Raw genomic sequence first — 25,069 nt, forward strand, 5'->3', positions numbered from 1 at the left:
CTTTTTTGTCTTGCCAAAAAAGTAGGCAAAAAAGGCGCGCCGGATGGGGCGACACCCCCTCGGGATTTCACGAAAAGAGCGGCCGGGACCCAAACTCGCATCGCCTTAAGGCGATACTCAGACATGGGTCCCTCTTTTCCGCTCTTTTCATGAAATCCCGAGGCGCCCCATACGGCCTAGGTAAACCTTSACGGCTCGCTKCGCATCGCGCWYGGGTGTTTCCCGCCCCCAAGGCGGGAAACACGGCTTACCACAGAGGGATCAAGTTTCGATTCGGTGTAGCCGTGATTGCCGCCCCCTGGCGGAAATCACCTGCCCGCGATGCGCAGCGAGCCGTCTGCTTTTCATCTCCCGTTATGGGGCGCCTCGTCGCCGGGCGAAAAGAGCGGAAACGAGGAGGCCATGTTTGAGTATCGCCTTAAGGCGATGCGAGTTTGGCCTCCGGCCGCTCTTTTCGTCCGGCGACGAGGGGGGGTCGCCCCATCCGGGTCGCTTCTTTGCCTACTTTCTTGGCGAGACAAGAAAGTAGGTCGCCGCCCCGCAGGGGAGGTGAAACTGCCTTTGACTTTAAGCTTTTGACCTTGAAGTCGAACTTAAGCAGTTGAACTTAAGCAGTTGCAACCCCACGCCCCTCAAAAAACTCAGAACCGGAACGTTCCCAACGCCTCACGCACTTCATCCAGCGTAGCCTGCGTCACCAAGCGAGCCCGCTCCGTCCCCTGCTTCAAGATATCAAACACAGAGGCCGGATCCTTCGCCAGCTCCTCGCGCCGCTCGCGAATCGGCGCCAGCAGCGCCTGCAGCACCCCATCCAGCCTGCGCTTGAGCACCATGTCGCCTAAGCCGCCGCGCCGATAATGTTCCTTCAACTCGGCCACTTCCTCGACCGCCTCGTCGAACGCGTCGAGGTAGGTGAACACCACATTGCCCTCCACCTGGCCCGGATCGGACACCTTGAGGTGGTTGGCGTCGGTGTACATGCGCATGACCGCTTCCTTGACCTGCTCGGGCGAGGCCGCCAGCGAGATCGCGTTGCCTTGCGACTTGCTCATCTTGGCCTTGCCGTCGACGCCGGGCAGCCGGCCAAAGCGCGGGATCAGCGCGGCGGCTTCCGGCAGCACTTCGCGGCCAACCTGGTGGTTGATTCGGCGCGCGATCTCGTTGGTCTGCTCGATCAGGGGCGCCTGGTCCTCGCCGACCGGCACCACGGTGGCCTTGAAGCCGGTGATGTCGGCTGCTTGYGAAGCCGGGTAGCACAGGAAGCCCGCCGGGATATCGCGGCCGAAGCCGCGCGCCTGGATCTCATCCTTGATGGTCGGATTGCGCTCGAGCCGGGCGACCGTGACGAAGTTCAGGTACATCAGGGTCAGCTCTGCCAGCGCGGGCAGGTGCGACTGCACCGTGATGGTGGTCTTGGCCGGGTCGATGCCAACCGCGAGGTAATCGAGCGCCACCTCCAGCACGTTGCGCCGCACCTTGTCCGGATCGTGCGCGTTGTCGGTCATGGCCTGGGTGTCGGCCAGCAACAGATACTGCTTGTGGGTATCCTGCAGCGCCACGCGGCTCTTGAGCGAGCCAACGTAATGGCCCAGGTGAAGCTGGCCGGTGGGGCGGTCGCCGGTGAGGATGACCTTGCGCTGGGGCGCCTGCGTTTCGCTAGTCATGGCATTTCCTTGGGTAAGAGAAGCGCCGCGGTGCCGGTCAGCGCAGGCAGAGTGCTGCCAACCGGGCTGCGGCGGCTGGAGTCGGAATCAGGGGATGACGACGTGCCGCTGCGCTCAGCAGCGCCACCAATGGGAACGAGAGCCGGTAGCGCGCATCATGTAGCCGGGGTTTCAAGCTGGCGCGCCAGGCCGACGTACTCGGCCACGGGGACTTCCTCGGCGCGCCGCGCCAGGTCGAAGCCAAGCGCCTCAAAATCAACCTGGTCGCGCAGCATCGACAGTGTATTGCGCAGAACCTTGCGCCGCTGCGAGAACGCCGCAGCCACCACGTCGCCCAGCACCGTCAAGTTGCACGCGGGATACGGAGAGCGCAACTGGCCATCGGCCTGGCGCGGCCAGGGGATCATGCGCACCACGGCGGAGTCGACCTTGGGCGGCGGGTTGAACGAGGCTGGCGGCACGTCGAGCACATGCTCCATGTGATAGCGCACCTGCAGCATGATCGACAGCCGCCCGAAGGCCTTGCTGCCTGGCTCGGCCACCATGCGCTCGACCACTTCCTTTTGCAGCATGAAGTGCTGGTCGCGCACCTGGTCGGCAAACTCGGCCAGGTGGAACAACAGCGGGCTGGAGATGTTGTAGGGCAGGTTGCCGACGATGCGCAGCGGCTTGCCGGCTTCGCACAGCTTGCCGAAATCGAAGGCCAGCGCGTCGCCGGCGTGGATCACCAGCCGTTCACCGTAGCGGCGGCGCAAGCGCTCCACCAGGTCGCGGTCAAGCTCGACCACCTGCATCTGCGGCAGGCGCTCCAGCAGAGGCTGGGTCAGCGCGCCGAGGCCGGGGCCGATCTCGACCAGGGTGTCGCCGTGCTGCGGGTCGATGGCACTGACGATGCCGTGGATGATGCCGTCATCGACCAGGAAGTTCTGTCCGAATCGTTTGCGGGCCACATGGCCCTGGTGTACGTTGGAACGCATAGTTAGGTCTCGCTCGGGCGTCAGCGTGTTGCCACCAGCGGCGCGGCGCGCGGCCGGCCGTTGGCGTGGCCGGCCATGGCGATGGCGTTGCGGATCGCCTCGATCATGCTGCCGTGCTCGGCCTGGCCACTTGCGGCCAGATCGAGCGCGGTGCCATGGTCGACCGAGGTGCGGATAAAAGGCAGCCCCAGCGTGATGTTCACGCCGTGGCCAAATGTGCCGTACTTGAGCGGGGCCAGGCCCTGGTCGTGGTACATCGCCAGCACGCAGTCGGCCCCATCGAGATGACGGGGCTGGAACAACGTGTCGGCCGGGTACGGGCCGCGGGCATCGATGCCCGCGTCCACGGCATGGGCCAGCGCGGGAATGATCACATCGATCTCCTCATGGCCCATATGGCCGCTTTCGCCGGCATGCGGGTTCAGACCGGTGACCAGGATACGCGGCCGGGCGATGCCGAAATGCCGGCGCAGGTCGTGGTCGACGATGGCCAGCGTTTCTTCCAGCATGGACACGGTCAGCGCGTCGGGCACCGCGCGCAGTGGCAGGTGGGTAGTGGCCAGCGCCACGCGCAGCATGGCATTGCCATGCGCGGGCTGCGGGCCGGCCAGCATCATCACTACGCGCGGCACGCCGGCGCGCTCGGCCAGGTATTCGGTGTGCCCGGTGAAGGGCACGCCGGCATCGTTGATGGTGCTCTTCTGCACGGGCGCGGTCACCATGCCGGCAAAACGCCGCGTGCCGTCGGTCCCGCCCATGCAGCCATCGATAGCGGCATCGAGCAAGGCGAGCACGTAGCCGCCGTTGCGCGCATCCAGCCGGCCAGCATCGCAAGGCACGGCCAGAGGGATGTCGTCGCACACCACGCTGCCATCCGCAAGCCGGTACGCCCAGGCTTGCGCGACGCCCAGTGCGGCGGCGCGCGCCGCCAGCAGTCCCGCGTCGCCAAGCACGTGAAAACGCGCCTGCGGATGCTCGCCGGCAAGTTGCAGCAAGGCGCCAACGGTTATGTCGGGCCCAATGCCGGCGGGTTCCCCGGTGGTGATGGCTAGCGTGAGCGGCTTGGACATGGTGGCGACGCGTTCTGGTTAGCGCTGGCGGTTGACGCGGTATTCCACGTAGGCGGCCTGGCGCAACTGGCGCTGCCAGTCTTCATACGCCGCGCGCGCCTTCTGCTCGCGAAGCTCCGCGCGGGCAAAGTCGCGCTGCTTCTCCGGCGTGATCTCGGTCTCGCGGCGATTGAGCACCTGGATCAGATGCACGCCGAACTGCGTGACAATGGGCTCGGACACCTCGCCCGGGCGCAGGCGGCTCATGGCCTGCTCGAACTCCGGCACCAGCTCGCCCGGCGATACCCAGCCGAGATCGCCGCCGTTCTGCGCCGACCCATCCTGGGAGAAGCGCTTGGCCGCCTCGGCGAAATCGCCGCCGTGGGTGATCCGGTCGCGCAGCGTGGCCAGCTGGCGGCGTGCCTCGGCCTCCGGCATGTTGGGGCCCGTGCGGATCAGGATATGGCGCACCTGGGTCTGCGTGATGTGATTGCTGGCCGCCGGGTTCGACGCTGCCGGCGGCGCGGTGCGCTTGGCCACCAGCTTGAGCACATGGAAACCGTTAGCGCTCTCGATGACCTGGGGCGCCACGCCACCAGGCTGCAGGTCAAGCACGGCGTTGGCAAACAGTGCCGGCAGCCGGCCGATTTCGCGGAAACCGAGCGAGCCGCCCTGGGCGGCCTCGGGGCCGTCTGAGCCCTGTGCCAGCTGGGAGAAATCCGCGCCGCCCTGCGCCTGCTTGAGCAGGCCCTCGGCCTTGGCGCGCAAGGTGGCCTTCTGCGCTTCGGAGGCATCCTCAGGCACGCGCACCAGAATCTGGGCCACGTTGTATTCGGTGGGGCCGCTGTCGGCGGCGCCCTGGCCGCCACGGGCGGCGAGATAGTTGTCGATCTCGCCGTCATAGACCTGGATCTTGGAGTCGACTTCGCGCTCGCGCAGGCGGATCACCTGGACCTGCTTGCGCAGCTCGTCGCGGTACTTGGTCCAGGTCATGCCGCTACGCTCGACCTGGCTGCGCAGGTCGGTCGCATTGATGTGGTTTTGCTGCGCCACCGACTCAATGGCGCGATCGACTTCCTGGTCGGTCACCTTGATGCCGGCATCCTGCGCCGCTTGCGTCTGCACCCGCTCCATCACCAGCCGCTCGAGCACTTCGCCCAGCAGCTCGGCACGCGCCGGCACTGGCCGGTTGGCCTGGCGCAGCTGCGATTCGATCTCGTCGGCGCGGTCCAGCAACTCGCGCCGCGTGATCACGCTGTTGTTGACGATCGCCACCACCTCGTCCACCAGTTGCGAGCGCTGGGCGCTTGTGCCCGGCGGCGTCACGCCCAGGCGCGGCTGGCTCGGCGAGGCGGCAGCGCTGTCGCCGGCCTGGGGCATGAAGATGCCGGTAGCTTTCTGCCCGGGCGCCTTCAGCTGCGCCGCAGCCGGCAGCGCGAAGGCGGCCAGCAGTGCGGTCAACAGCAGGCTTTGCCAGCCGGTCAGGCGGGAAGACATCGAGGAGAGCGCGTTGAATTCTTGACGTTTCATCATGGTCCGTCATTCATAGTGGTCGAGCTGGGATGGGATAACAGGCCTGGCGAGGACGGGCTCATAACCCGGCACGTTCAGCCGCAGCACATCCAGCGGATTGGAACCGATCTTGGACAACCCGCGGAACTCCACCTGGAAGAAGATGCGTCCGGTGTAGCCCTGCGTGGTATTGCGGAAGCGCTGGTAGACCACACGGCCAACCCAGCAATCCGCTGCGTATTCGAAGCCGGCCAGCGCGTCCACCAGTTGGCTGGCACTCAGGTCAAACGCGACCCGGCCGATGCCGTAGGTGCGCTGTGTCAGCGGCCACTGGCTCGAAATCTCGAACTGGTCGATAGCGGCATTGTCCGTCACCGAGGTAGGGCGCCGGTACCGATAGCCGACATTCAGCGTCTTGCGCTGCTCCGGCCGCCACGAGAAGGCGATATTCGAGTAGATCACCCGATTGCTGTCCGGGTTGTACTGCACGCCAGCATCCAGGTAATAGCCCTTGAACATCTGGATCGTGGTCGCTGCCAGCAAATCCGAATATCCTGCTTTGGCCGGATCGGTGCCATTGAGCTGCACCCGCTGGCCAGTGAAGTCAAAGCGCTGCGCAATCGTGCCACGGAAGCGTTCGATGCCGCTGCTCGCCTCGATCAGGCGCGTGGTCACGCCGCCCGTCAGCTTGTTGTTGTCGGCGATACGATCATAGCCCGTGAACGGGTTCTCGCTGAAAATCTGGCCGTAGCCAAAGTCCGACTGCACCGTATCGAAAATCGGGAACTGGCTCTGGTCGCGGAACGGCGTGTAGACATAAAAAAGGCGTGGTTCCAGCGTCTGCACGTAGTTGACGCCGAACAGCCGGCTCACGGTCGGTGCCTCGCGCTCGAACGTCATGCCCGAATCCACGCTCATGGTCGGCAGGGCCCGGTTCAGCGTATTGGGCGTGCCTGCGGTGTTGGTGGACGACTCCATCTGATACTGCGTGGCATTGAACGTCACCTTGGGCGTGACGAACCAGCCTGGCCGGATGATCGGATAGCTGATCGAGGGCTGGATGAAGACACGTTCACCCTGCGGCAATTGCGTACCTGTCGTGCCCAGAGGAATGCGGAAGCGCGTGTAGTCGGCTTCCACTTGGATATCGAAACCACCCAGGTCATAGCGCGTGTACTTGCCATTGAGCTGAGGCACACGCTCATAAGAAGGCTGGCTAGGCGCGAGCGTCTGGAATTTCTGCACCCGGGCCAGCAGGGCAAAATCCTGCCAGTTGTAGGTGACGCCGCCTTCCTGCGTGTACTGGCGCAACGTCGCCTGTGTCACCGAGCGGGTCAGGTCATCGGGATACTGGGTGTCCGACACCTTGTTCAGGTTGACGTACGCATTCAGTCCCGGCGCTATGTTCTGGGCATGCTGGACCGAATACGCCCAACGGTTGGTCTTGGTCTTCTGGTCGTCTGGCAGGAATTCGCCGCGGATACGCCCGGAATAACCGCTGCCGATATAGCGGTAGTCGGTGCCAAGCTGCACCCCGCGCGAGCTCAGCACCCGCGGGAAGATCGTCAGGTCCCGATTGGGCGCGATATTAAAGTAATACGGGACCGTGAGGTCCATGCCCGAACGCGAGCTGTAGCCGAACAGCGGCGGCAGCACGCCGCTGCGGCGCTCGTTGTTGAGCGGGAAGCTGAACACCGGTGCCGCCATGATCGGCACGTCGAAAAAGCGCAGCACGCCGCCATAGGCGGTGCCTACCTGGCGGTCGCTGTCGATATCGAGCTCGCGCGCGCTGAAATACCAGTCCGCGTTATCCGGCGAACAGGTCGTGTAGGTGGCGCGCTTGATCGTGCTGAGGTTCTTGTCGATGAAATCGATGCGCTCGGCCTTGCCGGAGCCGCCGGTCTGCTGGAAGTAGTAGTCCGGCGACAGCATGTAGCCTTCGTTGGCCTCGACCCGCAGCCGGGCTTCCGGCCCAACCGAGAGCGAGCCGTCGCGGGAAATGCGGGCATTGCCGTGGACAAAAGCCTCGTCGCTGTCCTGGTCGTAGGTAAGCTTGTCGCCCTTGACCACGCCGCCATCGCGGCGCAGCTCGGCGTTGCCCTCGAGCTCCACGCCACGCTGGTTATAGCCGGTCATGCGGTCGCCCGAGACAAAGGTGGGCGGGTTGTCGCCCGGCTCGGCCGTCTTGGTCTTGGCCGTGCCCGGCTCGGCCAGGCGCGGCACCAGTTCGCCGGCTACCGGCGGGGCCTCGGGCACCACCTCGACGGCCGGCTCGGCCACCGGCAGGTCGGGAATGGTGGAGCTCACGGCCTGCGCGTGCGCACCCACCGACCAGCCGGCCATGGCCAACACGAGCGGGCGCAACGCGCTGCCGGGGAGTCGTGCCGGTGTCTTGCTAGCCTTCTGGTTCGGTGATCGTCGTAGTTCGGTCATGCGAGCGGGTCATGAGTCAGAGCGGCGGCGGCGGCCCAGCAACCGCCAGCCACCGCCGAAGCAGGCTGTCGGGCTGTAGGAGGCCCGCCTGGGAGCCGCCCCGGGGCCCGGGTCTGGTCGGGTATTATACGGGGCATCCTATTCTCCCTTTCCGGCATGGCAGCACATCCTCTCGACCCGCGTCTCGACCAGCTCAAAGTCTGGGTGTCCGGACTCGGTCCGGCCTGGTCCGTTAACCCCGACTCCTGCACCCCCGCATCGGCCGACGCCAGCTTCCGGAGGTACTTCCGGGCCAGCACCAGCCACCCCGACCATCCGAGCGTGATCGTGATGGATGCACCTCCCGCGCAGGAGGACTGCCGCCCCTTCATCCATGTCGCGGAACTGCTCGGCGCCGCCGGCGTGAACGTGCCCAAGGTACTGGCGCAAAACCTCGAGCAAGGCTTCCTGCTGCTCAGCGACCTGGGCAACACCACGTATCTCTCGCGGCTGGACGCGGCCAGCGCGCGCGGCCTGTATGGCGATGCCGCCGCCGCGCTCGTGAAGATCCAGCTCGCGACCCGCCCCGGCACCTTGCCCGCCTACGACCACGCGCTGCTGCAGCGCGAAGTCGACCTGTTCCCGCAGTGGTACGTGGCCCGGCACCTGGGCGTGACGCTCACGCCCGACCAGGAATCCGGCCTGGCCGAAGTGATGCAGACGCTGCTGGCCAACAACCTGGCCCAGCCGCGGGTGTATGTGCATCGCGACTATCACTCGCGCAACCTGATGGTGCTTGAGGGCGAGGCCAATCCCGGCATCCTGGATTTCCAGGACGCGGTGATCGGTCCCATTACCTATGATGCGGTGTCGCTGTGGCGCGATGCCTATATTGAATGGGACGAGCAGGAGCAGCTCGACTGGCTGATCCGCTACTGGGAGCGCGCGCGCAAGGCCGGGCTGCCGGTGGCGCCCGATTTTGGCGACTTCTACCGGGATTTCGAGTGGATGGGCCTGCAGCGCCACCTCAAGGTACTCGGCATCTTTGCCCGCTTGTACCATCGCGACGGCAAGGATGGCTACCTGGCCAACCTGCCGCTGGTGCTCAAGTACGCGCGCCAGGTGGCGGGCCGCTACATCGAGCTGCGCAGGCTGGTACGGCTGTTCGACGCCCTCGACGGCGTCGAACGCCCGGTCGGCTACACGTTCTGATGCCGGCGCAAGCCATGCCGGGCGCGCAGCCATGACATCCTGCGGCGATCCCACGGCCACGCTCACCCGCGGCGGCGAGTGGTGGGCTGGCGTGCGGGCACTGGCGCCGATGCTGCTCGGCGTGGCGCCGTTCGGCCTGATCTATGGCGTGCTGGCGGTCAACGCCGGCATGCCCGCGTGGCTGGCCTGCGCCATGAGCGCAATCGTGTTCGGCGGCGCCTCGCAGATGATCCTGACGCAACTGTGGGCGGCGGGCACGCCGGCGGTGCTGATCGCCGTGACGGTCGCCATGGTCAACCTGCGCCATGCGCTGTACTCGGCCACCATGGCCCCGGCGCTGGCGCACCTGCCGGGCCGCTGGAAGACACTCATCTCCTACCTGCTGACCGACGAGGCCTTCGCCGCCATGACGCGGCGCCTCAGCGACGACAACGAACACAAGCGCTACCGCCACTGGTTCTTCTTTGGCGCCGGCTTCGCGCTGTGGGCCAGCTGGCAGGTCTCGACGCTGGCGGGTGTGCTGGTGGGCGCCCAGATCCCGCGCGACTGGCCGCTCGATTTCTTCCTGCCGCTCACCTTCATCGCCATCATCGTGCCCGGCATCAAGCACCGCTCGCACGCCGCGGCGGCGCTGGTGGCCACGGCGCTGGCGGTGGCCTGCCATGGCATGCCGCACAAGCTTGGCCTGATGGTCGCGGCGCTGGGCGGGATTGCCGCGGGCATGCTGCTGCTGGGCAAGGACCGCAGGCAGCGCAAGCCGGCCGCGACGGAGCCCGCCGCATGAGCCAGCTCACCCTGCTGCTGGTGTTTATCGGCGCCGGCCTCGCCACCTTCCTGATCCGCCTGTCCTTCATTGCCGTGGAAGGCCGGGTGCGGCTGCCGTCGTGGTTCCGCACCGCGCTGCAGTTCGTGCCGGCCGCCATGCTGTCGGCGTTGATCGCGCCCGACCTGCTGATGCGCGATGGCCACGTCGACATCGGTCCCGGCAACGCGCGCCTGGTAGCCGGGCTGGTGGCCATTGTCATCGCCGCCAGGACGCGCAGCATCGGCTGGACCATCGCCGGCGGCATGGGTACCCTGATCGCGCTGACATACCTGCTGAACCACGCGCTGAAATAAGCGCCGGAGACCCTGCATTGAAAGCCATGATTTTTGCAGCCGGGCGCGGCGAGCGCATGCGCCCGCTGACCGATGCCCATCCCAAGCCGCTGCTGCCGGTGGGCGGCAAGCCGCTGATCGTCTGGAAGATCGAGGCGCTCGCGCGCGCTGGCTTCAAGGACATCGTGATCAACCACGCCTGGCTTGGCGAGCAGATCGAGCAGGCGCTCGGTGATGGCGACCGCTTCGGCGTGCGCCTGGCGTACTCGGCCGAGCCCAGCGCGCTGGAAACCGCCGGCGGCATTGCCCAGGCGCTGCCGCTGCTGTCGGCCGCGCCCAAGCGTGGCGAGATCTTCCTGGCGGTGTCCGCCGACATCTTCACCGACTACGACTTCCGCACCCTGCTGCCCCGCGCGCGCGCCATGGCCGGCGCGCCCGAGCCGCGCATGCACCTGGTGATGGTGCCCAATCCACCGTTCCATCCGGGCGGCGATTTTGCGCTCGGCTCCGACGGCCTGTTGTTGCCCACGCCCACGGCGACGGCGCCGAGCCTGACCTTTGGCAATATCGGCCTGTACGACACCCGGCTGTTCACCGCCATCGAGCCCGGCCAGAAAGTTGCCATGACGCCCTACTACCGCGCCGCCGTGGCGGCCGGGCTGGCCAGCGGAGAGCGCTTCGACGGCACCTGGGAGAACGTCGGCACGCCGGCCCAGCTGGCGGCCCTCGATGCCACGGTGCTAGCGCGGGCCGGCACCGCTTGCGCACCCCTGCCCTGAGCGGGTCCGGCCAGTCCAGGCCCGCGCCGGCAATCCGGCGGCGTTAGAATCGCCCTATTCCCCATCCACGTGGCCCAACACATGTCCGCACCCGACTCCGCCCTCCTTCTCGCCTGTCGCGACCGGCGCGCCCGCGTGCTGCAGCAATTACGCGCCGCCGGCGGCGGCGTGGCGATCCTGCCCACCGCGCCGGAAGCCATGCGCAACCGCGATAGCGACTATCCCTATCGCCACGACAGCTATTTCTATTACCTGACCGGCTTCACCGAGCCGGAGGCGGTGCTGGTCCTGGTGGCGCAGGCGTGCGGCGCCGAGCGCAGCATCCTGTTCTGCCGCCCCAAGCACGAGGAGCGCGAGATCTGGGATGGCTTCCGCTATGGCCCGGAAGGCGCGCAGGCGGCCTTCGGCTTCGACGAGGCACATTCGGTCGAGGAAATCGACACCCTGCTGCCCTCGCTGCTGGCCAACCACGCCGTGGTGGCCTACCCGCTGGCCGCCAACACCCGCACCGACATGCAGGTGCGGCGCTGGCTCGAAACGGTGCGCATGCAAGGCCGTGCCGGCGTGACCGCGCCATCGACGGCGCTCGACATCCGCACCATCCTCGACGAGATGCGCTTGTTCAAGGACGCCGGCGAGATCGCCACCATGCGCCGCGCCGCCGAGATCTCGGCCCAGGCCCATGTGCGCGCCATGCGCGCTTCACGCGAGGGCCTGCGCGAATACCACCTGGAAGCCGAGCTGCTCTACGAATTCCGCCGCCACGGTGCGCAGAGCGTCGCTTACAACTCGATCGTCGCCACCGGCCCCAATGCCTGCGTGCTGCACTACCGCGCCGGCCCCGCCGAGCTGCGCGACGGCGACCTGTGCCTGATCGACGCCGGCTGCGAGCTCGATGGCTACGCGTCCGACATCACCCGCACCTTCCCCGTCTCCGGCCGCTTTTCGCCAGCCCAGCGCGAGCTGTACGACCTGGTGGTGGCCGCGCAGGAAGCCGCCATCGCCGAGACCCGCCCCGGCGTGCCCTACAACGTGCCGCACGACGCCGCCACGCGGGTGCTGGCGCAGGGCATGCTTGATACCGGCCTGCTCGATGCAAACCGTTGCGGCGGCTTGGACGAAGTGCTCGCCAGCGGCAGCTACCGCCAGTTCTACATGCACCGCACCGGCCACTGGCTGGGCATGGACGTGCATGACGTGGGCGAGTACCGCGTGCCCGGCGCGGCGCCGGCCGAGGGCGAACGCGCCTGGCGTCCGCTCGCGCCCGGCATGGTGCTGACGGTGGAACCCGGCATCTACGTGCGCCCGGCACCGGAAGTGCCGGAGCGCTTCTGGCATATCGGCATCCGCATCGAGGACGATGCGGTTGTCACCGAGGGCGGCTGCGAACTGATGACGCGCGGCGTGCCGGTCAAGGCGGACGAAATCGAGGCGCTGATGCGCGACGCGGGAGGTGCACGATGATCAGTTGGCTACGCAAGCTACTTCCGAGCGGCGAGCGCACGCAGACCAGCCGCGCGCGCGCCGTTGATCCCGCGCAACCGTTCGTTGTCAACCTCTATGATGACCGCCTGGTCGTGCATCGCCCCGATGGCCAGCGCGAAGAACTCGAATGGGACGTGATCGAACGCGTGGTGGTGCGGGTCTCGAACCGCGAGCCATGGGCCGGGAAGGCCTGGCTGATCCTAGTGGGAGACCCCAAGGCCGACGGCACACCCCGGGGCTGCGTGGTACCGCTCGACGCGGCCAATCATGCGGCGCTGGTGGAACGCCTGCAGGCGTTTCCCGGCTTCAACCAGCAGAAGCTGGACAACGCCCTGAGCGACGCGGCGGCGGGCAAGCACCGTACCGATGCCAATTGCTGGAAGCGCGGCGCGCAGCCGGCGGAGTCCGGCGCCATGGGCAATGCAAGCAACGACAGCAACCCCGTCGCCCAGCCAGGCAGCGAGCATGAGCCCGGCCAGCACTGAAGCCTCTGCGGACAGGGATATCGCCATCGTCGGCGCAGGGCCGGTAGGCCTCGCGCTGGCCAGCCTGCTGCTGCGCAAGAGCCCATGGCGCCTGACCTTGATCGACGCCGCCACGCCGGCGCGCGCGTCCCGCGATCCGCGCGCCATCGCGCTGTCGTACGGCAGCCGCCAGCTGCTCGAGCAGATCGGCGCGTGGCCCCGCGCTGTCACCCCGATCGAGCATATCCATGTGTCGCAACGCGGGCGGTTCGGCCACGTCAAGCTCCACAGCCACGACTACGACGTACCCGCGCTGGGCTATGTGGTGCGCTACGGCGAGCTGTGCGAGGCACTTGAGCGTGCGCTGGCCCAGGCCGTCCAGGCCAGCCCCGCCCCCGCTGGCGAACGCCTGCGGCGGATCTACGAGACGCGCATCGATCATCTGGAGCAATCTGGTCCCGATACGGCTGCTGCCAGCCCGGTGCGCCTCTCCGGCCATGACCATGACCAGCAGCCCACCGCCTTCGGCGCGCGCCTGGTGGTGCAGGCCGAAGGCGGCCTGTTCCACCAGCAGTCCACCCGCGCGGAGCGTGGCGCGCAGGGACAGAAATTCCGGCGCGACTATGGGCAGACCGCCATCGTGGCCCACGTGGCCTGCTCGCGCCCGCAGCCCGGCTGGGCCTGGGAGCGTTTTACCGGGGAAGGGCCGCTGGCGCTGCTGCCGCATGAAGAGCACGGCACGCCCGGCTACGCCCTGGTCTGGTGCTGCCCGCCGGAACAAGCGGCGCGCCGGCTCGCGCTGTCCGAAGGGGAGTTCCTTGCTGAACTTGAACAAGCCTTCGGCCCGCGCATGGGCCGCTTCACCGGCATTGGCAAGCGCCATGCCTTCCCGCTTGGGCTGAACGCGGCGCCCGTCACCGTGCAGGGCCGCGTGGTGGCGGTCGGCAATGCGGCGCAGACGCTACATCCGGTGGCCGGCCAGGGCCTCAACCTCGGCCTGCGCGACGCCTTTGCCCTGGCGCTCGCGCTGCGCGCCGACTGCAGCCCGCAGGCCCTGCAGGCGTTTGCGGCGCAACAAAAGCTGGATCGGGCCGTCACCATCGGCGTGACCGACCTGCTGCCGCGCGTGTTCGGCGTTTCCTACCCGCTCGCTGCCCACGCGCGTGGGGCGTCCCTGGCGGCGCTCGCTTGCCTGGGACCGCTCAAGGACACGCTGGCGCGTCAGATGATGTACGGCATGCGCCGCTAAAGGCTGCCAAGGGCCGCCGGCGGCCCTGTCGTCAACATTGTTTGCAATCCGGCCCGGTGCAATATTTGCTCAAATCTTGAGCAGCCCGGGCCGTTTGGCGGTAAAATCCTGCCCTCGCACATGCCCACTGAATGACGCCGAGCAATGCTTCGGCAGGGCATGCCATTTTCATTTTTGTCTAGTTGCGGGCCGCCTTGCGGCCCCTCGTCAGTCGCTACAGTCGCTATCGTGCAAATCGGACCGCACCAACTCCGCAACAACCTGTTCGTCGCGCCCATGGCCGGTGTGACGGACCGGCCATTCCGCCAGCTGTGCAAGCGGCTGGGGGCGGGCTATGCGGTGTCCGAAATGGTCGCATCCAACGCACAGCTGTGGAAGAGCGAGAAGACCATGCGGCGCGCCAACCACACGGGCGAAGTCGAGCCCATCGCGGTGCAGATCGCCGGCGCCGAGCCGGCCATGATGGCGGAGGCCGCGCGCCACAACGTAGAGCGCGGCGCGCAGATCATCGACATCAACATGGGCTGCCCGGCCAAGAAGGTGTGCAATGTGGCCGCCGGCTCGGCGCTGCTGCAAAACGAGCCGCTGGTGGTGCGCATCGTCCAGGCGGTGGTCGCCGCCGTGGCCGAGGTCGATCCGCGCGTGCCCGTCACGCTCAAGATCCGTACCGGCTGGGACCGCCAGAACCGCAATGCGCTTCGCATCGCGCGCATGGTGGAGGACGCCGGCATCAGCATGCTCACCGTGCACGGGCGCACGCGCGCCGACCTGTACAAGGGCGAAGCCGAGTACGAGACCATTGCCGCGGTCAAAGCCGCGCTCTCCATCCCCGTGGTCGCCAATGGCGACGTCACCACGCCGCAAAAAGCCAAGCATGTGCTGGCCGTGACCGGCGCCGATGCCATCATGATCGGCCGCGCGGCGCAGGGCCGGCCCTGGCTGTTCCGCGAGATCGAGCACTACCTGGTCACCGGCGAGCTGCTGCCGCCGCCGGAAGTGGCCGAGATCCGCGCCATCATGAACGCGCACCTGGAAGACCACTACGACTTCTACGGCGAGTTCACCGGCGTGCGCACCGCGCGCAAGCACATTGCCTGGTACACGCGCGGCCTGGCCGGCGCCAACCTGTTCCGCCACCGCATGAACACGCTGGACAGCACCACGGCCCAGCTCGCCGCGGTCAACGAATTCTTCGATGAGCAGGCGCTGCTGTCCGAGCGCCTGGTTTATGTGGAAGACGGCGCGGACGGCACGGATGATGCCGACGACGAGAAACGCAACAAGTCGAACAACAACAATAACGGGGAGTTGCTTGCCGCATGAGCCGCAACGCTATCGACCAGTGCATCCGGGACAGCCTGGGTGCCTACTTTCGCGACCTGGACGGTGAAGAGCCGTCGAATATGTACAACATGGTGCTCGAAGCCGTGGAACGGCCGCTGCTGGAAGCAGTGATGGCGCGCGCCGAGCGCAACCAGTCGCTCGCGGCCGCCTACCTGGGCATCAATCGCAATACGCTGCGCAAGAAGTTGCAGCAGCACGGTTTACTTTGAAGCGTCTCCCCATAGCCATGATCAAGCAAGCCCTCCTCTCCGTATCCGACAAGACCGGCATCGTCGAATTTGCCCGCGAGCTCAACTCGCTCGGCGTCGCGCTGCTCTCCACCGGCGGCACCGCCAAGCTGCTGGCCGATGCCGGCCTGCCCGTCACGGAGGTGGCCGACTACACCGGTTTCCCCGAAATGCTCGATGGCCGCGTCAAGACCCTGCACCCGAAGGTGCACGGCGGCATCCTGGCCCGCCGCGACCTGCCCGAGCACATGGCGGCTCTCGCAGAGCACAACATCCCCACCATCGACTTGCTGGTCGTGAACCTGTACCCGTTCCAGCAAACCGTGGCCAAGGATGACTGCTCGCTGCCGGACGCCATCGAGAACATCGACATCGGCGGCCCCACCATGCTGCGCTCGGCCGCCAAGAACCACCGCGACGTCACCGTCATCGTGGACCCGGCCGACTACGCGCCGGTGCTGGAGGAAATGCGCGCCAACGCCAACAGCGTCGGCTACGACACCAACTTCCGCCTGGCCACCAAGGTGTTCGCCCACACCGCGCAGTACGACGGCGCCATCACCAACTACCTGACCAGCCTCGGCGCGGACAAGTCGCACCAGACCCGCAGCGCCTACCCGCAGACGCTGAACCTGGCCTTCGAGAAGGTGCAGGAAATGCGCTATGGCGAGAACCCGCACCAGTCGGCCGCCTTCTATCGCGACCTGAAAGCCTCCGATGGCGCGCTGGCCAACTACACGCAGCTGCAGGGCAAGGAACTGTCGTACAACAACATCGCCGACGCCGATGCGGCATGGGAATGCGTCAAGACCTTCGGCGCCGCCACCGGCGCGGCCTGCGTGATCATCAAGCACGCCAATCCGTGCGGCGTGGCCGTCGGCGCCAACGCGCTGGAAGCCTACGAAAAAGCCCTCAAGACCGACTCGACCTCGGCCTTCGGCGGCATCATCGCCTTCAACGTCGAGCTGGACGAAGCCGCCGCCCAAGCCGTGGCCAAGCAGTTCGTCGAAGTGTTGATCGCCCCGTCGTTCAGCGCCGGCGCACGCGCCGTGTTTGCTGCCAAGCAGAACGTGCGCCTGCTGGAAATTCCGCTGGGCAACGGCCTCAACCCGTATGACTTCAAGCGCGTCGGCGGCGGCCTGCTGGTGCAAGGTCCCGACGCCAGGAACGTCCAGCGGGACGAGCTGCGCGTTGTGACCAAGCGCCAGCCCACGCCCAAGGAAATGGACGACCTGATGTTCGCCTGGCGCGTGGCCAAGTTCGTCAAGTCGAACGCCATCGTGTTCTGTGGCGGCGGTATGACGCTGGGCGTCGGCGCCGGCCAGATGAGCCGCGTGGACTCGGCCCGCATCGCCAGCATCAAGGCGCAGAACGCCGGCCTCACGCTGGCGGGCTCGGCCGTGGCATCGGACGCCTTCTTCCCGTTCCGCGACGGCCTGGACGTAGTGGTGGATGCAGGTGCCACCTGCGTCATCCAGCCAGGCGGCTCGATGCGCGACGACGAAGTGATCGCCGCGGCCGACGAGCGCAATATCGCAATGGTGCTGACCGGCGTTCGTCACTTCCGCCATTGAGGTCCGGGCTGGGCACTTGAGCGCATCGCGGCATCGCAAGCGCCCGCCCTCTCCCACGGCCCCTCCCCCGCATGCGGGAGAGGGGAGCAAACCAGCGGCAAGATCAACCGATTGGTGTAGCCGTGTGAAGCGCCCGAAGGGCGGGCCACACCCCAACGCAATGCGAAGCGAGCCGTGAAGGTTTACCTAGGCCGTATGGGGCGCCTCGGGATTCGGCGAAAAGAGCGGAAAAGAGGGACCCATGTCTGAGTATCGCCTTAAGGCGATGCGAGTTTGGGTCCCGGCCGCTCTTTTCGTCGAAGCCCGAGGAGGTAGTCGCCCCATCCGGCGCGCCTATTTTGCCTACTTTTTTGGCAAGACAAAAAAGTAGGTCGCCGCCCCGCAGGGGTGGTGAAACTGCAGTTGCAGTTGCAGTTGCAGTTGCAGTTGCAGTTGCAGTTGCAGTTGCAGTTGCAGTTGCTTTTGACATTAGGCAGTTGCAATCGCAATTGCAGTCACCCCTACCCTCCCAACGTTACAATCCCCCATCACCCATTAAAAGCCGAGCCCGACCCTCATGCGTATCCTCGGCATCGACCCCGGCCTCCGTACCACCGGCTTCGGCGTGCTGGAAAAGCACGGCAACAAGCTAACCTACATCGCCTCCGGCACCATCAAGAGCGACGGCGACAGCGGCCTGCCTGCGAGGCTGAAAACCCTCTTCGACGGCATCAGCGAAGTCACCCGCACCTACGCGCCCGATTGCGCCGCGATCGAGAAGGTATTCGTCAACGTCAACCCGCAATCCACGCTGTTGCTGGGCCAGGCCCGCGGCGCGGCGATCTGCGGGCTCGTCACGCATGGCCTGCCGGTGTTCGAGTACACGGCACTTCAGTTGAAGGTGGCGGTGGTCGGCTACGGCCGCGCCAACAAGGAGCAGGTGCAGGAAATGGTGATGCGCCTGCTGAGCCTGACGGGACGCCCCAGTTCCGACGCGGCGGATGCCCTGGGCATGGCAATCTGCCATGCCAATGGCAGCAACACGCTCACCGCCCTGACCGGGCTGGCCCCGGACCTGGTACGCAAGGGCATGCGGGTACGGCGTGGGCGCCTGATCGGCTGAGCGAGCCCAGGCGGCCAAGCAGCCGCTTGCACCGTCAAGTCTCTTACAATCGAGCGATTGCCCGTCAAAGGATGCCGCATGCTCCGCTCGCCTCGCGCGTTCCGCGCCTTGAATCCGCCCCGCTCTGCTCGCCTGCCGGCGCTGTTGTCCGCGCTGGCCGCCGCGGTTCTCGCCGGCTGCGCCGCGCTGCCACCCGTGGCCACTGTCCCGGCAGCCCCTGCCCCTGGCCCGGCCCCGGCCGTGCCCAAGGCACTGGTGATCGGGCATCGCGGCGCGAGTGCGCTGCGCCCTGAGCACACGCTGGCGTCCTATCAACGCGCCATCGACGACGGTGCCGACGTGGTGGAGCCCGACCTGGTGATGACGCGCGACGGCGTACTGGTGGCCCGGCACGAGAACGAGATCGGCACCACGACCAACGTGGCGGAGCTGCCCCAGTTCGCCAGCCGCAAGCGCATCAAGGTGATCGACGGCGAACGCCTGAATGGCTGGTTTACCGAAGACTTCACGCTGGCCGAACTCAAGACGCTGCGTGCGCGCGAGCGTATCGCGCAGGTGCGCAAGGCCAATACCCAGTACAACGACAAGTTCGAGATCCCCACCTTCGACGAAATCATCGAGCTGGTGGCCAAGGCATCGCAACACAGCGGGCGCGTGATCGGCCTGTACCCGGAAACCAAGCACCCGAGCTATTTCCGCGGCATCGGCCTGCCGCTGGAGGAGAAGCTGGTGGCCACGCTGCAAGCCCATGCGTACACGCGCAGCGCGCCGGTGTTCGTGCAGTCCTTCGAGACCGGCAACTTGCGCGAGATGCGCCAGCGCCTGGCCCAGGGCATGCCTAATGTGAAGCTGATCCAATTGATGGGCGGCGCGAAGAACCGGCCTGCCGACTGGCGCCTGGCCGGCGACACCCGCACCTACGCCGACATGATGACGCCGATCGGCTTGCGCGAAGTGGCCAGCTATGCCAACGGCATCGGCCCGGAGAAGTCCAGCGTGGTGCCCCGCGACGCCAATGGCAACCTCGGCACGCCGACTGCGCTGGCGCGCAACGCGCACGCGCAAGGCTTGCTGGTCCATCCCTATACCTTCCGTCCCGAGAACACCTTCCTGCCGCGCAACCTGCGCACCGGCGGCGACGATGCCACGCGCAGCCCAGGCGGCATGGTGCGCGAAGTGCAAGCCTTCCTCGCCGCCGGCATCGACGGCTTTTTCACCGACGATCCCGCGCTGGGACGCGAGGCGGTGGACACGCTGGGCCGATAGCCGATAGCCGATAGTCGATGGCCAACATGGTCCGCCGCGCCGGTACGCCGCACGCTGGGCTACACTGGCGGCCTTCGCGATGGCGGGCCTTCCCCCGCGCTGGCCGCCGCCGCAATCCCTTCCCACCCCGGCGCGCGCGCCGTAATTCGCTGCAGACACTACACCATGATCGGACGCATCGCCGGCACCCTCATCGAGAAGAATCCCCCGCACCTGCTGGTCGATTGCCACGGCGTCGGCTACGAGATCGACGTGCCGATGAGTACCTTCTACAACCTGCCTGCCGTCGGCCATCCCGTCACCCTGCTGACCCAGCAGATCGTGCGCGAGGACGCGCACCTGCTGTATGGCTTTGGCAGCGCCACCGAGCGCAACACCTTCCGCGAGCTGATCAAGATCACCGGCATCGGTGCGCGCATGGCGCTGGCGGTGCTCTCCGGCATGTCGGTCGGCGAACTGGCGCAGGCCATCACGCTGCAGGAAGCCGGACGGCTGACGCGCGTGCCGGGCATCGGCAAGAAGACCGCCGAGCGCCTGCTGCTCGAACTCAAAGGCAAGCTGGGCGCCGAGCTTGGGGCTGCGCCAGGCAGCACGCCGGTGCACGATAACGCCGTCGACATCCTCAACGCGCTGCTTGCGCTCGGCTACTCGGAGAAAGAGGCAGCGCTGGCGATCAAGCCGGTGCCGGCCGGCACCGGCGTGTCCGACGGCATCAAGATGGCGCTGAAGTCCCTGTCCAAGGGCTGAGCAAGCCGGAAGGGCTACAATCCAACCACTTTGCCCGCCTCCGTAACATGATCGAAACCGACAAGCTAGCCACCGAGCGGGGCGCCGATCGCGTCATCGCCCCCACCGCTGTCTCCCCTAACGAGGAGGCCTTCGAGCGGGCGCTGCGTCCCAAGCTGCTCGACGAATACGTTGGCCAGGAAAAAGTGCGCGGCCAGCTCGACATCTTCATGCACGCCGCGCGCAACCGGCGCGAAGCGCTCGATCACGTGTTGCTGTTCGGGCCGCCGGGGCTGGGCAAGACCACGCTGGCGCACATCATCGCCCGCGAGATGGGCGTCAACCTGCGCCAGACCTCCGGCCCGGTGCTGGAGCGCCCGGGCGACCTGGCGGCGCTGCTGACCAACCTGGAAGCCAACGACGTCCTGTTCATCGACGAAATCCACCGGCTGTCCCCGGTCGTCGAGGAAATCCTGTACCCGGCGCTCGAGGACTACCAGATCGACATCATGATCGGCGAAGGCCCGGCCGCACGCTCGGTCAAGCTGGACCTGCAACCCTTCACGCTGGTCGGCGCCACCACCCGCGCGGGCATGCTGACCAACCCGCTGCGCGACCGCTTCGGCATCGTGGCAAGGCTGGAGTTCTACACCGCCGAGGAGCTGTCACGCATCGTCACGCGCTCCGCCCWGTTGCTGGGTGCCCGCATCGACCCGCTGGGCGCGCTGGAAATCGCACGCCGCGCGCGCGGCACGCCGCGGATCGCCAACCGGCTGCTGCGCCGCGTGCGCGACTTTGCGGAGGTCAAAGGAGACGGAAATATCACTCGCAGCATTGCGGACGCCGCCCTCGCCATGCTCGACGTGGATGCGGTCGGCTTCGACCTGATGGACCGCAAGCTGCTGGAAGCCATCCTGCTCAAGTTCAGCGGCGGCCCGGTGGGCGTGGATAACCTGGCCGCCGCCATCGGCGAGGAGCGCGACACCATCGAGGACGTGCTCGAGCCCTTCCTGATCCAGCAGGGCTACCTGCAGCGCACGCCGCGGGGGCGCATGGCCACGGCAGCCGCCTACCGGCACTTCGGGCTGGCGGCGCCCGGCGAGAGCGATTCGGCCCCAGCCTGAGCGGCATCGAAACCCGCATTAAGTCATTTCGAGGCCCGCAGACAATTCTTTTGTCGTGCATTGCTGGCTGCTTCCTCCTTGTCCACAATGACTTAGCCCCGACCGCCAAGGCAAGGCGACAACTGACGGCAGATGCCCGACGGCCGGCTAACTGATCCCAGACAGGAGAGAGCACATGAATCGACGCCACTTTGTCACCCGGCTGGCGGGCTCAAGCCTGGTCGTGGCCACCGCATTCGCGGCTGGCTGCACCACCACCGGCGCCTATGCGCCAACCGACGCTGCGGCCAAGAAGAAAGAGATCGACGCGGGTGCCGACGGGGCGCTCAACCGGCTGTTCGCGACGGTCGACAGCTCGCGCGAGCTGGCCTCGCGCGCCCAGGGCATCCTCGTGTTCCCGCGTGTGCTGTCGGCAGGGCTGGTGGTCGGCGGCGAATACGGCGAGGGCGTGCTGCGCGCCAAGGGCGCCTCGGTGAGCTATTACCGCACCACCTCGGCCTCGGTCGGCGCGACCGCCGGCGGCCAGTCCAAGTCCGTGGTGCTGATGTTCATGACGCCCGATGCCTACAACAAGTTCGTCAACAGCAGCGGCTGGACGGTCGGCGCGGATGCCGGCGTGGCGCTCGCCAAAATCGGTGCCAACGGCAAACTCGATACGATCACCGGCCAGCAGCCTGTGATCGGCTTCGTGCAGACCAATGTCGGGCTGATGTTCGATGTGTCGCTGGACGGCTCCAAGATCAGCAAGCTGAACATCTAGCCGCAGCCCGCTCAGGCAGCCCTGGCGCGGGGCGACCCGGCCAGGGCGCGCGCTCGTCTACAGTGTGGCGGGGCAAGGTGGGGGCGCGGCTGGCATAATCGCCCAAAAATCGCCCCTGGAACACCCCGATGACCATGTCAAGCGCCACGCCCGCCCATAGCGGGCGCGTCTATCGTTACTACGATCTCGTGATGGTGGCTTTCGTCACGGTCCTGCTGTGCTCCAACCTGATCGGCGCAGCCAAGGCGGCCCAGGTCACGCTGCCGGTGATCGGCCCGGTGACCTTCGGCGCGGGCGTGCTGTTCTTCCCGATTTCGTACATTTTTGGGGACGTGCTGACCGAGGTCTACGGCTACGGGCGCGATCGCCGGGTGGTCTGGGCCGGATTCGCGGCGCTGGCGTTCGCCACCTTCATGAGCCTGGTGGTGCTGAGAATGCCGGTGGCGCCCTTCATGAGCGATTACCAGAAGAGCCTGGAAGACGTCTTCGGCAATACCTGGCGCATCGCGCTGGGCTCGCTGATCGCCTTCTGCTGCGGCAGCTTCACCAACAGCTATGTGCTGGCCAAGATGAAGCTGTGGACCAATGGCCGCTGGCTGTGGACCCGCACCATCGGCTCCACGCTGGCCGGCGAGCTGGTCGATTCCTCGCTGTTCTACGTGATCGCCTTCTACGGCATCTGGCCGATGGAAAAGGTGATCCAGGTCGCCATTGCCCAGTACTTCCTCAAGACCACGTGGGAAGTGGTGATGACGCCGGTCACCTACAAGGTGGTGAACTTCCTCAAGCGCGCCGAGCGCGAAGACTACTACGACCGCAATACCGATTTCACGCCCTTCCGCCTGCGGGTGTAAGGCGCGCCCGGCGCAGCCAGCACGGCTCAGGGCACCCTGCGGTCGACTTCGTCCAGCGTCACCGCTTCCAGGTGGCCCACGTCCGCCCATTGCATGACCGTGAGCCGCACGCTGTCGCAGCGCAGCCGGTTGATGCTGGCATTGAGCAACTCATGCCGGCGCGGCGCCTCCAGCGTCATGTCGTTGGCTTCGCGGTACAGGCAGTCCAGCACGCCGCCGTGGGCCACCAGGGCAATGCGCTCGCCGGGATGGCGGCGCCCGAGCGCCAGCGCGGCTTCCACCGCGCGCTCATGAAACGCCAGCAGGGACTCACCGCCATCGGGCGCGTAGTCGGGAACCCGCGCCTGCCACCTGGCGAAATCCTCGGGCATCTGCTCGGCCACTTCCGCGTAGGTCATGCCCTCGAGCGAGCCATAGCAGCGCTCGCGCAAGCGGGGATCGGGCTGCACCGCCAGGCCGAGCGCCTCGGCCAGCGGCGCCGCCGTCTGCATCGCGCGCGACAGGTCGCTGGCGTAGACCGCATCGATCGGCTCGACCGCCAGCGCCTGGGCCAGGGCATCCGCTTGCGCCACGCCGGTGGCGTTGAGCGGGATGTCGAGCTGGCCCTGCAGGCGCCGCTCGCGGTTCCATGCGGTCTCGCCGTGGCGGATCAGGATCAGGTGGGTGAAGGCCAGCGAATGCGGCCCGGGCAATTGCGACATGCCGTTTCCTTTAGGCGATTTAGGCGGCGCTACGCTGTGCTGTCGTGGCGCCCCTGGCGCGCAGCGCTTGCGCGCCGCGCGGCCCGTGCTTACTGCGCCGGCTGGCCGGCGAGCTTCGGATTGAGGGTATAGGTGCCGGTGCAGGCAGCCTGCGCCAGCACGTGGCCCTGGATGGCCTCGCGCACCTGGGCCCCGGTGAAGGTGCCCTCTAGCGGCAGGCGGTCCAGGTCGAGCGCGTAGACGGTAAACACGTAGTGGTGCACCAGGCTGTCGTTCCACGGCGGGCACGGGCCGTCGTAACCGTAGTAGTCGCCCTTCATGTCCGGGTCGCCGGCGAACCAGCCGGTGTAGTCGTTCAGGCCGTGGCGCAGCCCGCCTGCCGCGGCCGTGCCGCCGGTGGCCTCGGGGCCCGGCTTGCCGCGCGCGATCACGCCATCGCTGTGGGTGCCCACGGAGATGGTGCGCAGCCCCATCGGAATATCCACCAGCACCCAGTGAAAGAAGTCCACGCGCGGCAGCGAAGCGGGCACTTCGCGGCCTTCCTGGTTCACGTCGTCGCCACGGCTGGGCACGTCCGGATCGTGGCAGATCAGCACGAAGGAACGCGTTTCGGCCGGGGCCTCGTCCCAGTGCAGGTCGGGATTGCGGTTGCTCGACAGCGTCACGTGGGTGGCGGGGTCGATCGCGCCGAAAGCGAACTCGATGGGAATCGGCCCGTTGTCGCTGAATGCCTTGCTCCAGAGCTTCATGTTTCTCTCCTTGCTGGGTTGCGCCGCGCACTGCGCGGCATGCGGGATCAGGCCAAGGCCGGTCCCGGCGGTGACGTGCGGCGGCGGTAGCTGAGCTGCAGCAGGCCGTCGTCGAAGGCGCGGTGCGCCACCAGTTGCCAGTCCACGCTGCCATCCGGCGAAGCGATCATGCCGTCGAGGCTGGTGGCGATGTAGAGGGTGACTGTCTGGGTCATGTCCGGTCGGGCCGCCGCCGCATCAGCGGCTGGCCTGGGCTGGCTGAGCGTGGACGGACGGCGCGGACGGCGGCACGCGCAGCCAGAAGGTGACCGGACCATCATTGACCAGGCTGACCTGCATCATGGCGCCGAACTCGCCGGTCTGCACCTCGCCGTGCGCGGCGCGCGCACGCGCCACGAAATGGTTGTACAGGCGCTCGCCATCGGCGGGCGCCGCGGCCGGGGTGAAGCTGGGCCGCGTGCCGCTGTTGGTATCGGCGGCCAGCGTGAACTGCGACACCACCAGCAGGCCACCGCGCGTGCCGCGGCCATCGATGTCCTGCACGGGCAGGTTCATCTTGCCGGCCTCATCGGAGAACACGCGGTAGGCCAGCAGCTTGGCGAGCAGGCGTTCGGCCTGCGCTTCGGTGTCGCCGCGCTCGGCGCAGACCAGCGCCAGCAGCCCGGCGCCGATCTCGCCGGCGGTGCGGCCGTCGACAGTGACGCGGGCCTGGGTGACCCGCTGGATCAACGCAATCATGAG

25 protein-coding genes are annotated in these 25,069 nt (G+C 67.1%); 16 read left to right on the forward strand and 9 right to left on the reverse strand.

Annotated elements, in window-relative coordinates; genetic code table 11:
* Positions 1 to 641 precede the first annotated feature (641 nt).
* The 5 genes from trpS to AB4061_RS33750 form a co-directional block, all read right to left on the reverse strand.
* Positions 642 to 1,664, reverse strand: coding sequence for a tryptophan--tRNA ligase (gene trpS, locus AB4061_RS33730; protein ID WP_441640521.1), 1,023 nt, complete (start codon positions 1,662 to 1,664; stop codon positions 642 to 644).
* 155 nt (positions 1,665 to 1,819) lie between these two features.
* Positions 1,820 to 2,641, reverse strand: coding sequence for a 16S rRNA (adenine(1518)-N(6)/adenine(1519)-N(6))-dimethyltransferase RsmA (gene rsmA, locus AB4061_RS33735; RefSeq protein WP_441640522.1), 822 nt, complete (start codon positions 2,639 to 2,641; stop codon positions 1,820 to 1,822).
* Between the two features lie 20 nt (positions 2,642 to 2,661).
* Positions 2,662 to 3,711: a 4-hydroxythreonine-4-phosphate dehydrogenase PdxA gene (gene pdxA, locus AB4061_RS33740; protein ID WP_441640523.1), complete on the reverse strand. Its 1,050-nt coding sequence runs from the start codon at positions 3,709 to 3,711 to the stop codon at positions 2,662 to 2,664.
* 18 nt (positions 3,712 to 3,729) lie between these two features.
* Positions 3,730 to 5,220, reverse strand: coding sequence for a peptidylprolyl isomerase (locus AB4061_RS33745; RefSeq protein ID WP_441640560.1), 1,491 nt, complete (start codon positions 5,218 to 5,220; stop codon positions 3,730 to 3,732).
* 9 nt (positions 5,221 to 5,229) lie between these two features.
* Entirely contained in the window at positions 5,230 to 7,635 is a 2,406-nt protein-coding gene (locus AB4061_RS33750; protein ID WP_441640524.1) for an LPS-assembly protein LptD, read from the reverse strand.
* Positions 7,636 to 7,791: 156 nt separating this feature from the next.
* Here AB4061_RS33750 and AB4061_RS33755 point away from each other — a divergent pair, with 156 nt between their 5' ends.
* The 16 genes from AB4061_RS33755 to AB4061_RS33830 all read left to right on the forward strand — a co-directional run bounded on the left by AB4061_RS33755 (position 7,792) and on the right by AB4061_RS33830 (position 22,878).
* On the forward strand, positions 7,792 to 8,826 hold the full coding sequence (locus AB4061_RS33755; protein ID WP_441640525.1) for an aminoglycoside phosphotransferase family protein: 1,035 nt from the start codon (positions 7,792 to 7,794) through the stop codon (positions 8,824 to 8,826).
* 31 nt (positions 8,827 to 8,857) lie between these two features.
* Positions 8,858 to 9,610 carry an AzlC family ABC transporter permease gene (locus AB4061_RS33760; protein ID WP_441640526.1) on the forward strand — a complete coding sequence of 251 codons (753 nt, stop codon included), beginning with the start codon at positions 8,858 to 8,860 and terminating at the stop codon, positions 9,608 to 9,610.
* Complete coding sequence (locus AB4061_RS33765; RefSeq protein WP_043343742.1) at positions 9,607 to 9,945, forward strand: AzlD domain-containing protein; 339 nt, start codon at positions 9,607 to 9,609, stop codon at positions 9,943 to 9,945. Before AB4061_RS33760 ends, AB4061_RS33765 begins: the two co-directional genes overlap by 4 nt.
* 17 nt (positions 9,946 to 9,962) lie before the next feature.
* A complete protein-coding gene (murU, locus tag AB4061_RS33770) occupies positions 9,963 to 10,703 on the forward strand; it encodes an N-acetylmuramate alpha-1-phosphate uridylyltransferase MurU (protein WP_441640527.1) in 741 nt (246 codons plus the stop codon).
* 81 nt (positions 10,704 to 10,784) lie between these two features.
* On the forward strand, positions 10,785 to 12,167 hold the full coding sequence (locus AB4061_RS33775; protein ID WP_441640528.1) for an aminopeptidase P N-terminal domain-containing protein: 1,383 nt from the start codon (positions 10,785 to 10,787) through the stop codon (positions 12,165 to 12,167).
* On the forward strand, positions 12,164 to 12,673 hold the full coding sequence (locus AB4061_RS33780) for a hypothetical protein (protein ID WP_441640529.1): 510 nt from the start codon (positions 12,164 to 12,166) through the stop codon (positions 12,671 to 12,673). The genes AB4061_RS33775 and AB4061_RS33780 overlap by 4 nt, the downstream gene beginning before the upstream one ends.
* Positions 12,654 to 13,901: a UbiH/UbiF/VisC/COQ6 family ubiquinone biosynthesis hydroxylase gene (locus AB4061_RS33785; RefSeq protein WP_441640530.1), complete on the forward strand. Its 1,248-nt coding sequence runs from the start codon at positions 12,654 to 12,656 to the stop codon at positions 13,899 to 13,901. Before AB4061_RS33780 ends, AB4061_RS33785 begins: the two co-directional genes overlap by 20 nt.
* A 228-nt stretch (positions 13,902 to 14,129) precedes the next feature.
* Positions 14,130 to 15,224 carry a tRNA dihydrouridine synthase DusB gene (dusB, locus tag AB4061_RS33790; protein ID WP_441640531.1) on the forward strand — a complete coding sequence of 365 codons (1,095 nt, stop codon included), beginning with the start codon at positions 14,130 to 14,132 and terminating at the stop codon, positions 15,222 to 15,224.
* Complete coding sequence (locus tag AB4061_RS33795) at positions 15,221 to 15,454, forward strand: Fis family transcriptional regulator (RefSeq protein WP_006156396.1); 234 nt, start codon at positions 15,221 to 15,223, stop codon at positions 15,452 to 15,454. Before dusB ends, AB4061_RS33795 begins: the two co-directional genes overlap by 4 nt.
* Positions 15,455 to 15,471: 17 nt before the next feature.
* The gene (purH, locus tag AB4061_RS33800) at positions 15,472 to 17,046 is read left to right on the forward strand and encodes a bifunctional phosphoribosylaminoimidazolecarboxamide formyltransferase/IMP cyclohydrolase (RefSeq protein ID WP_441640532.1); all 1,575 of its coding nucleotides are present in this window, start codon (positions 15,472 to 15,474) and stop codon (positions 17,044 to 17,046) included.
* Between the two features lie 556 nt (positions 17,047 to 17,602).
* Positions 17,603 to 18,148, forward strand: coding sequence for a crossover junction endodeoxyribonuclease RuvC (gene ruvC, locus AB4061_RS33805; RefSeq protein WP_174427462.1), 546 nt, complete (start codon positions 17,603 to 17,605; stop codon positions 18,146 to 18,148).
* A gap of 78 nt (positions 18,149 to 18,226) precedes the next feature.
* On the forward strand, positions 18,227 to 19,414 hold the full coding sequence (locus AB4061_RS33810) for a glycerophosphodiester phosphodiesterase (RefSeq protein ID WP_441640533.1): 1,188 nt from the start codon (positions 18,227 to 18,229) through the stop codon (positions 19,412 to 19,414).
* Between the two features lie 165 nt (positions 19,415 to 19,579).
* Positions 19,580 to 20,161: a Holliday junction branch migration protein RuvA gene (ruvA, locus tag AB4061_RS33815; RefSeq protein ID WP_441640534.1), complete on the forward strand. Its 582-nt coding sequence runs from the start codon at positions 19,580 to 19,582 to the stop codon at positions 20,159 to 20,161.
* Between the two features lie 47 nt (positions 20,162 to 20,208).
* Complete coding sequence (ruvB, locus tag AB4061_RS33820) at positions 20,209 to 21,264, forward strand: Holliday junction branch migration DNA helicase RuvB (RefSeq protein ID WP_441640535.1); 1,056 nt, start codon at positions 20,209 to 20,211, stop codon at positions 21,262 to 21,264.
* Between the two features lie 175 nt (positions 21,265 to 21,439).
* Positions 21,440 to 22,024, forward strand: coding sequence for a BPSL1445 family SYLF domain-containing lipoprotein (locus AB4061_RS33825; RefSeq protein ID WP_441640536.1), 585 nt, complete (start codon positions 21,440 to 21,442; stop codon positions 22,022 to 22,024).
* A gap of 128 nt (positions 22,025 to 22,152) precedes the next feature.
* Positions 22,153 to 22,878 (forward strand): queuosine precursor transporter, encoded by a 726-nt coding sequence (locus tag AB4061_RS33830; RefSeq protein WP_441640537.1) that lies wholly within the window; start codon positions 22,153 to 22,155, stop codon positions 22,876 to 22,878.
* A gap of 26 nt (positions 22,879 to 22,904) precedes the next feature.
* On the opposite strand, the gene AB4061_RS33835 is transcribed toward AB4061_RS33830, so the two are convergent.
* The 4 genes from AB4061_RS33835 to dtd form a co-directional block, all read right to left on the reverse strand.
* The gene (locus tag AB4061_RS33835) at positions 22,905 to 23,579 is read right to left on the reverse strand and encodes a histidine phosphatase family protein (protein WP_441640538.1); all 675 of its coding nucleotides are present in this window, start codon (positions 23,577 to 23,579) and stop codon (positions 22,905 to 22,907) included.
* A gap of 89 nt (positions 23,580 to 23,668) precedes the next feature.
* On the reverse strand, positions 23,669 to 24,328 hold the full coding sequence (locus tag AB4061_RS33840; RefSeq protein WP_441640539.1) for a YbhB/YbcL family Raf kinase inhibitor-like protein: 660 nt from the start codon (positions 24,326 to 24,328) through the stop codon (positions 23,669 to 23,671).
* A 47-nt stretch (positions 24,329 to 24,375) separates the two neighbouring features.
* Positions 24,376 to 24,543: a hypothetical protein gene (locus AB4061_RS33845; protein ID WP_441640540.1), complete on the reverse strand. Its 168-nt coding sequence runs from the start codon at positions 24,541 to 24,543 to the stop codon at positions 24,376 to 24,378.
* Positions 24,544 to 24,565: 22 nt separating this feature from the next.
* Positions 24,566 to 25,066 carry a D-aminoacyl-tRNA deacylase gene (gene dtd, locus AB4061_RS33850; RefSeq protein ID WP_441640541.1) on the reverse strand — a complete coding sequence of 167 codons (501 nt, stop codon included), beginning with the start codon at positions 25,064 to 25,066 and terminating at the stop codon, positions 24,566 to 24,568.
* Positions 25,067 to 25,069: the final 3 nt, after the last annotated feature.

Source organism: Cupriavidus sp. YAF13 (assembly GCF_052113425.1).
In the GTDB taxonomy this organism is placed as follows: Bacteria; Pseudomonadota; Gammaproteobacteria; order Burkholderiales; family Burkholderiaceae; genus Cupriavidus.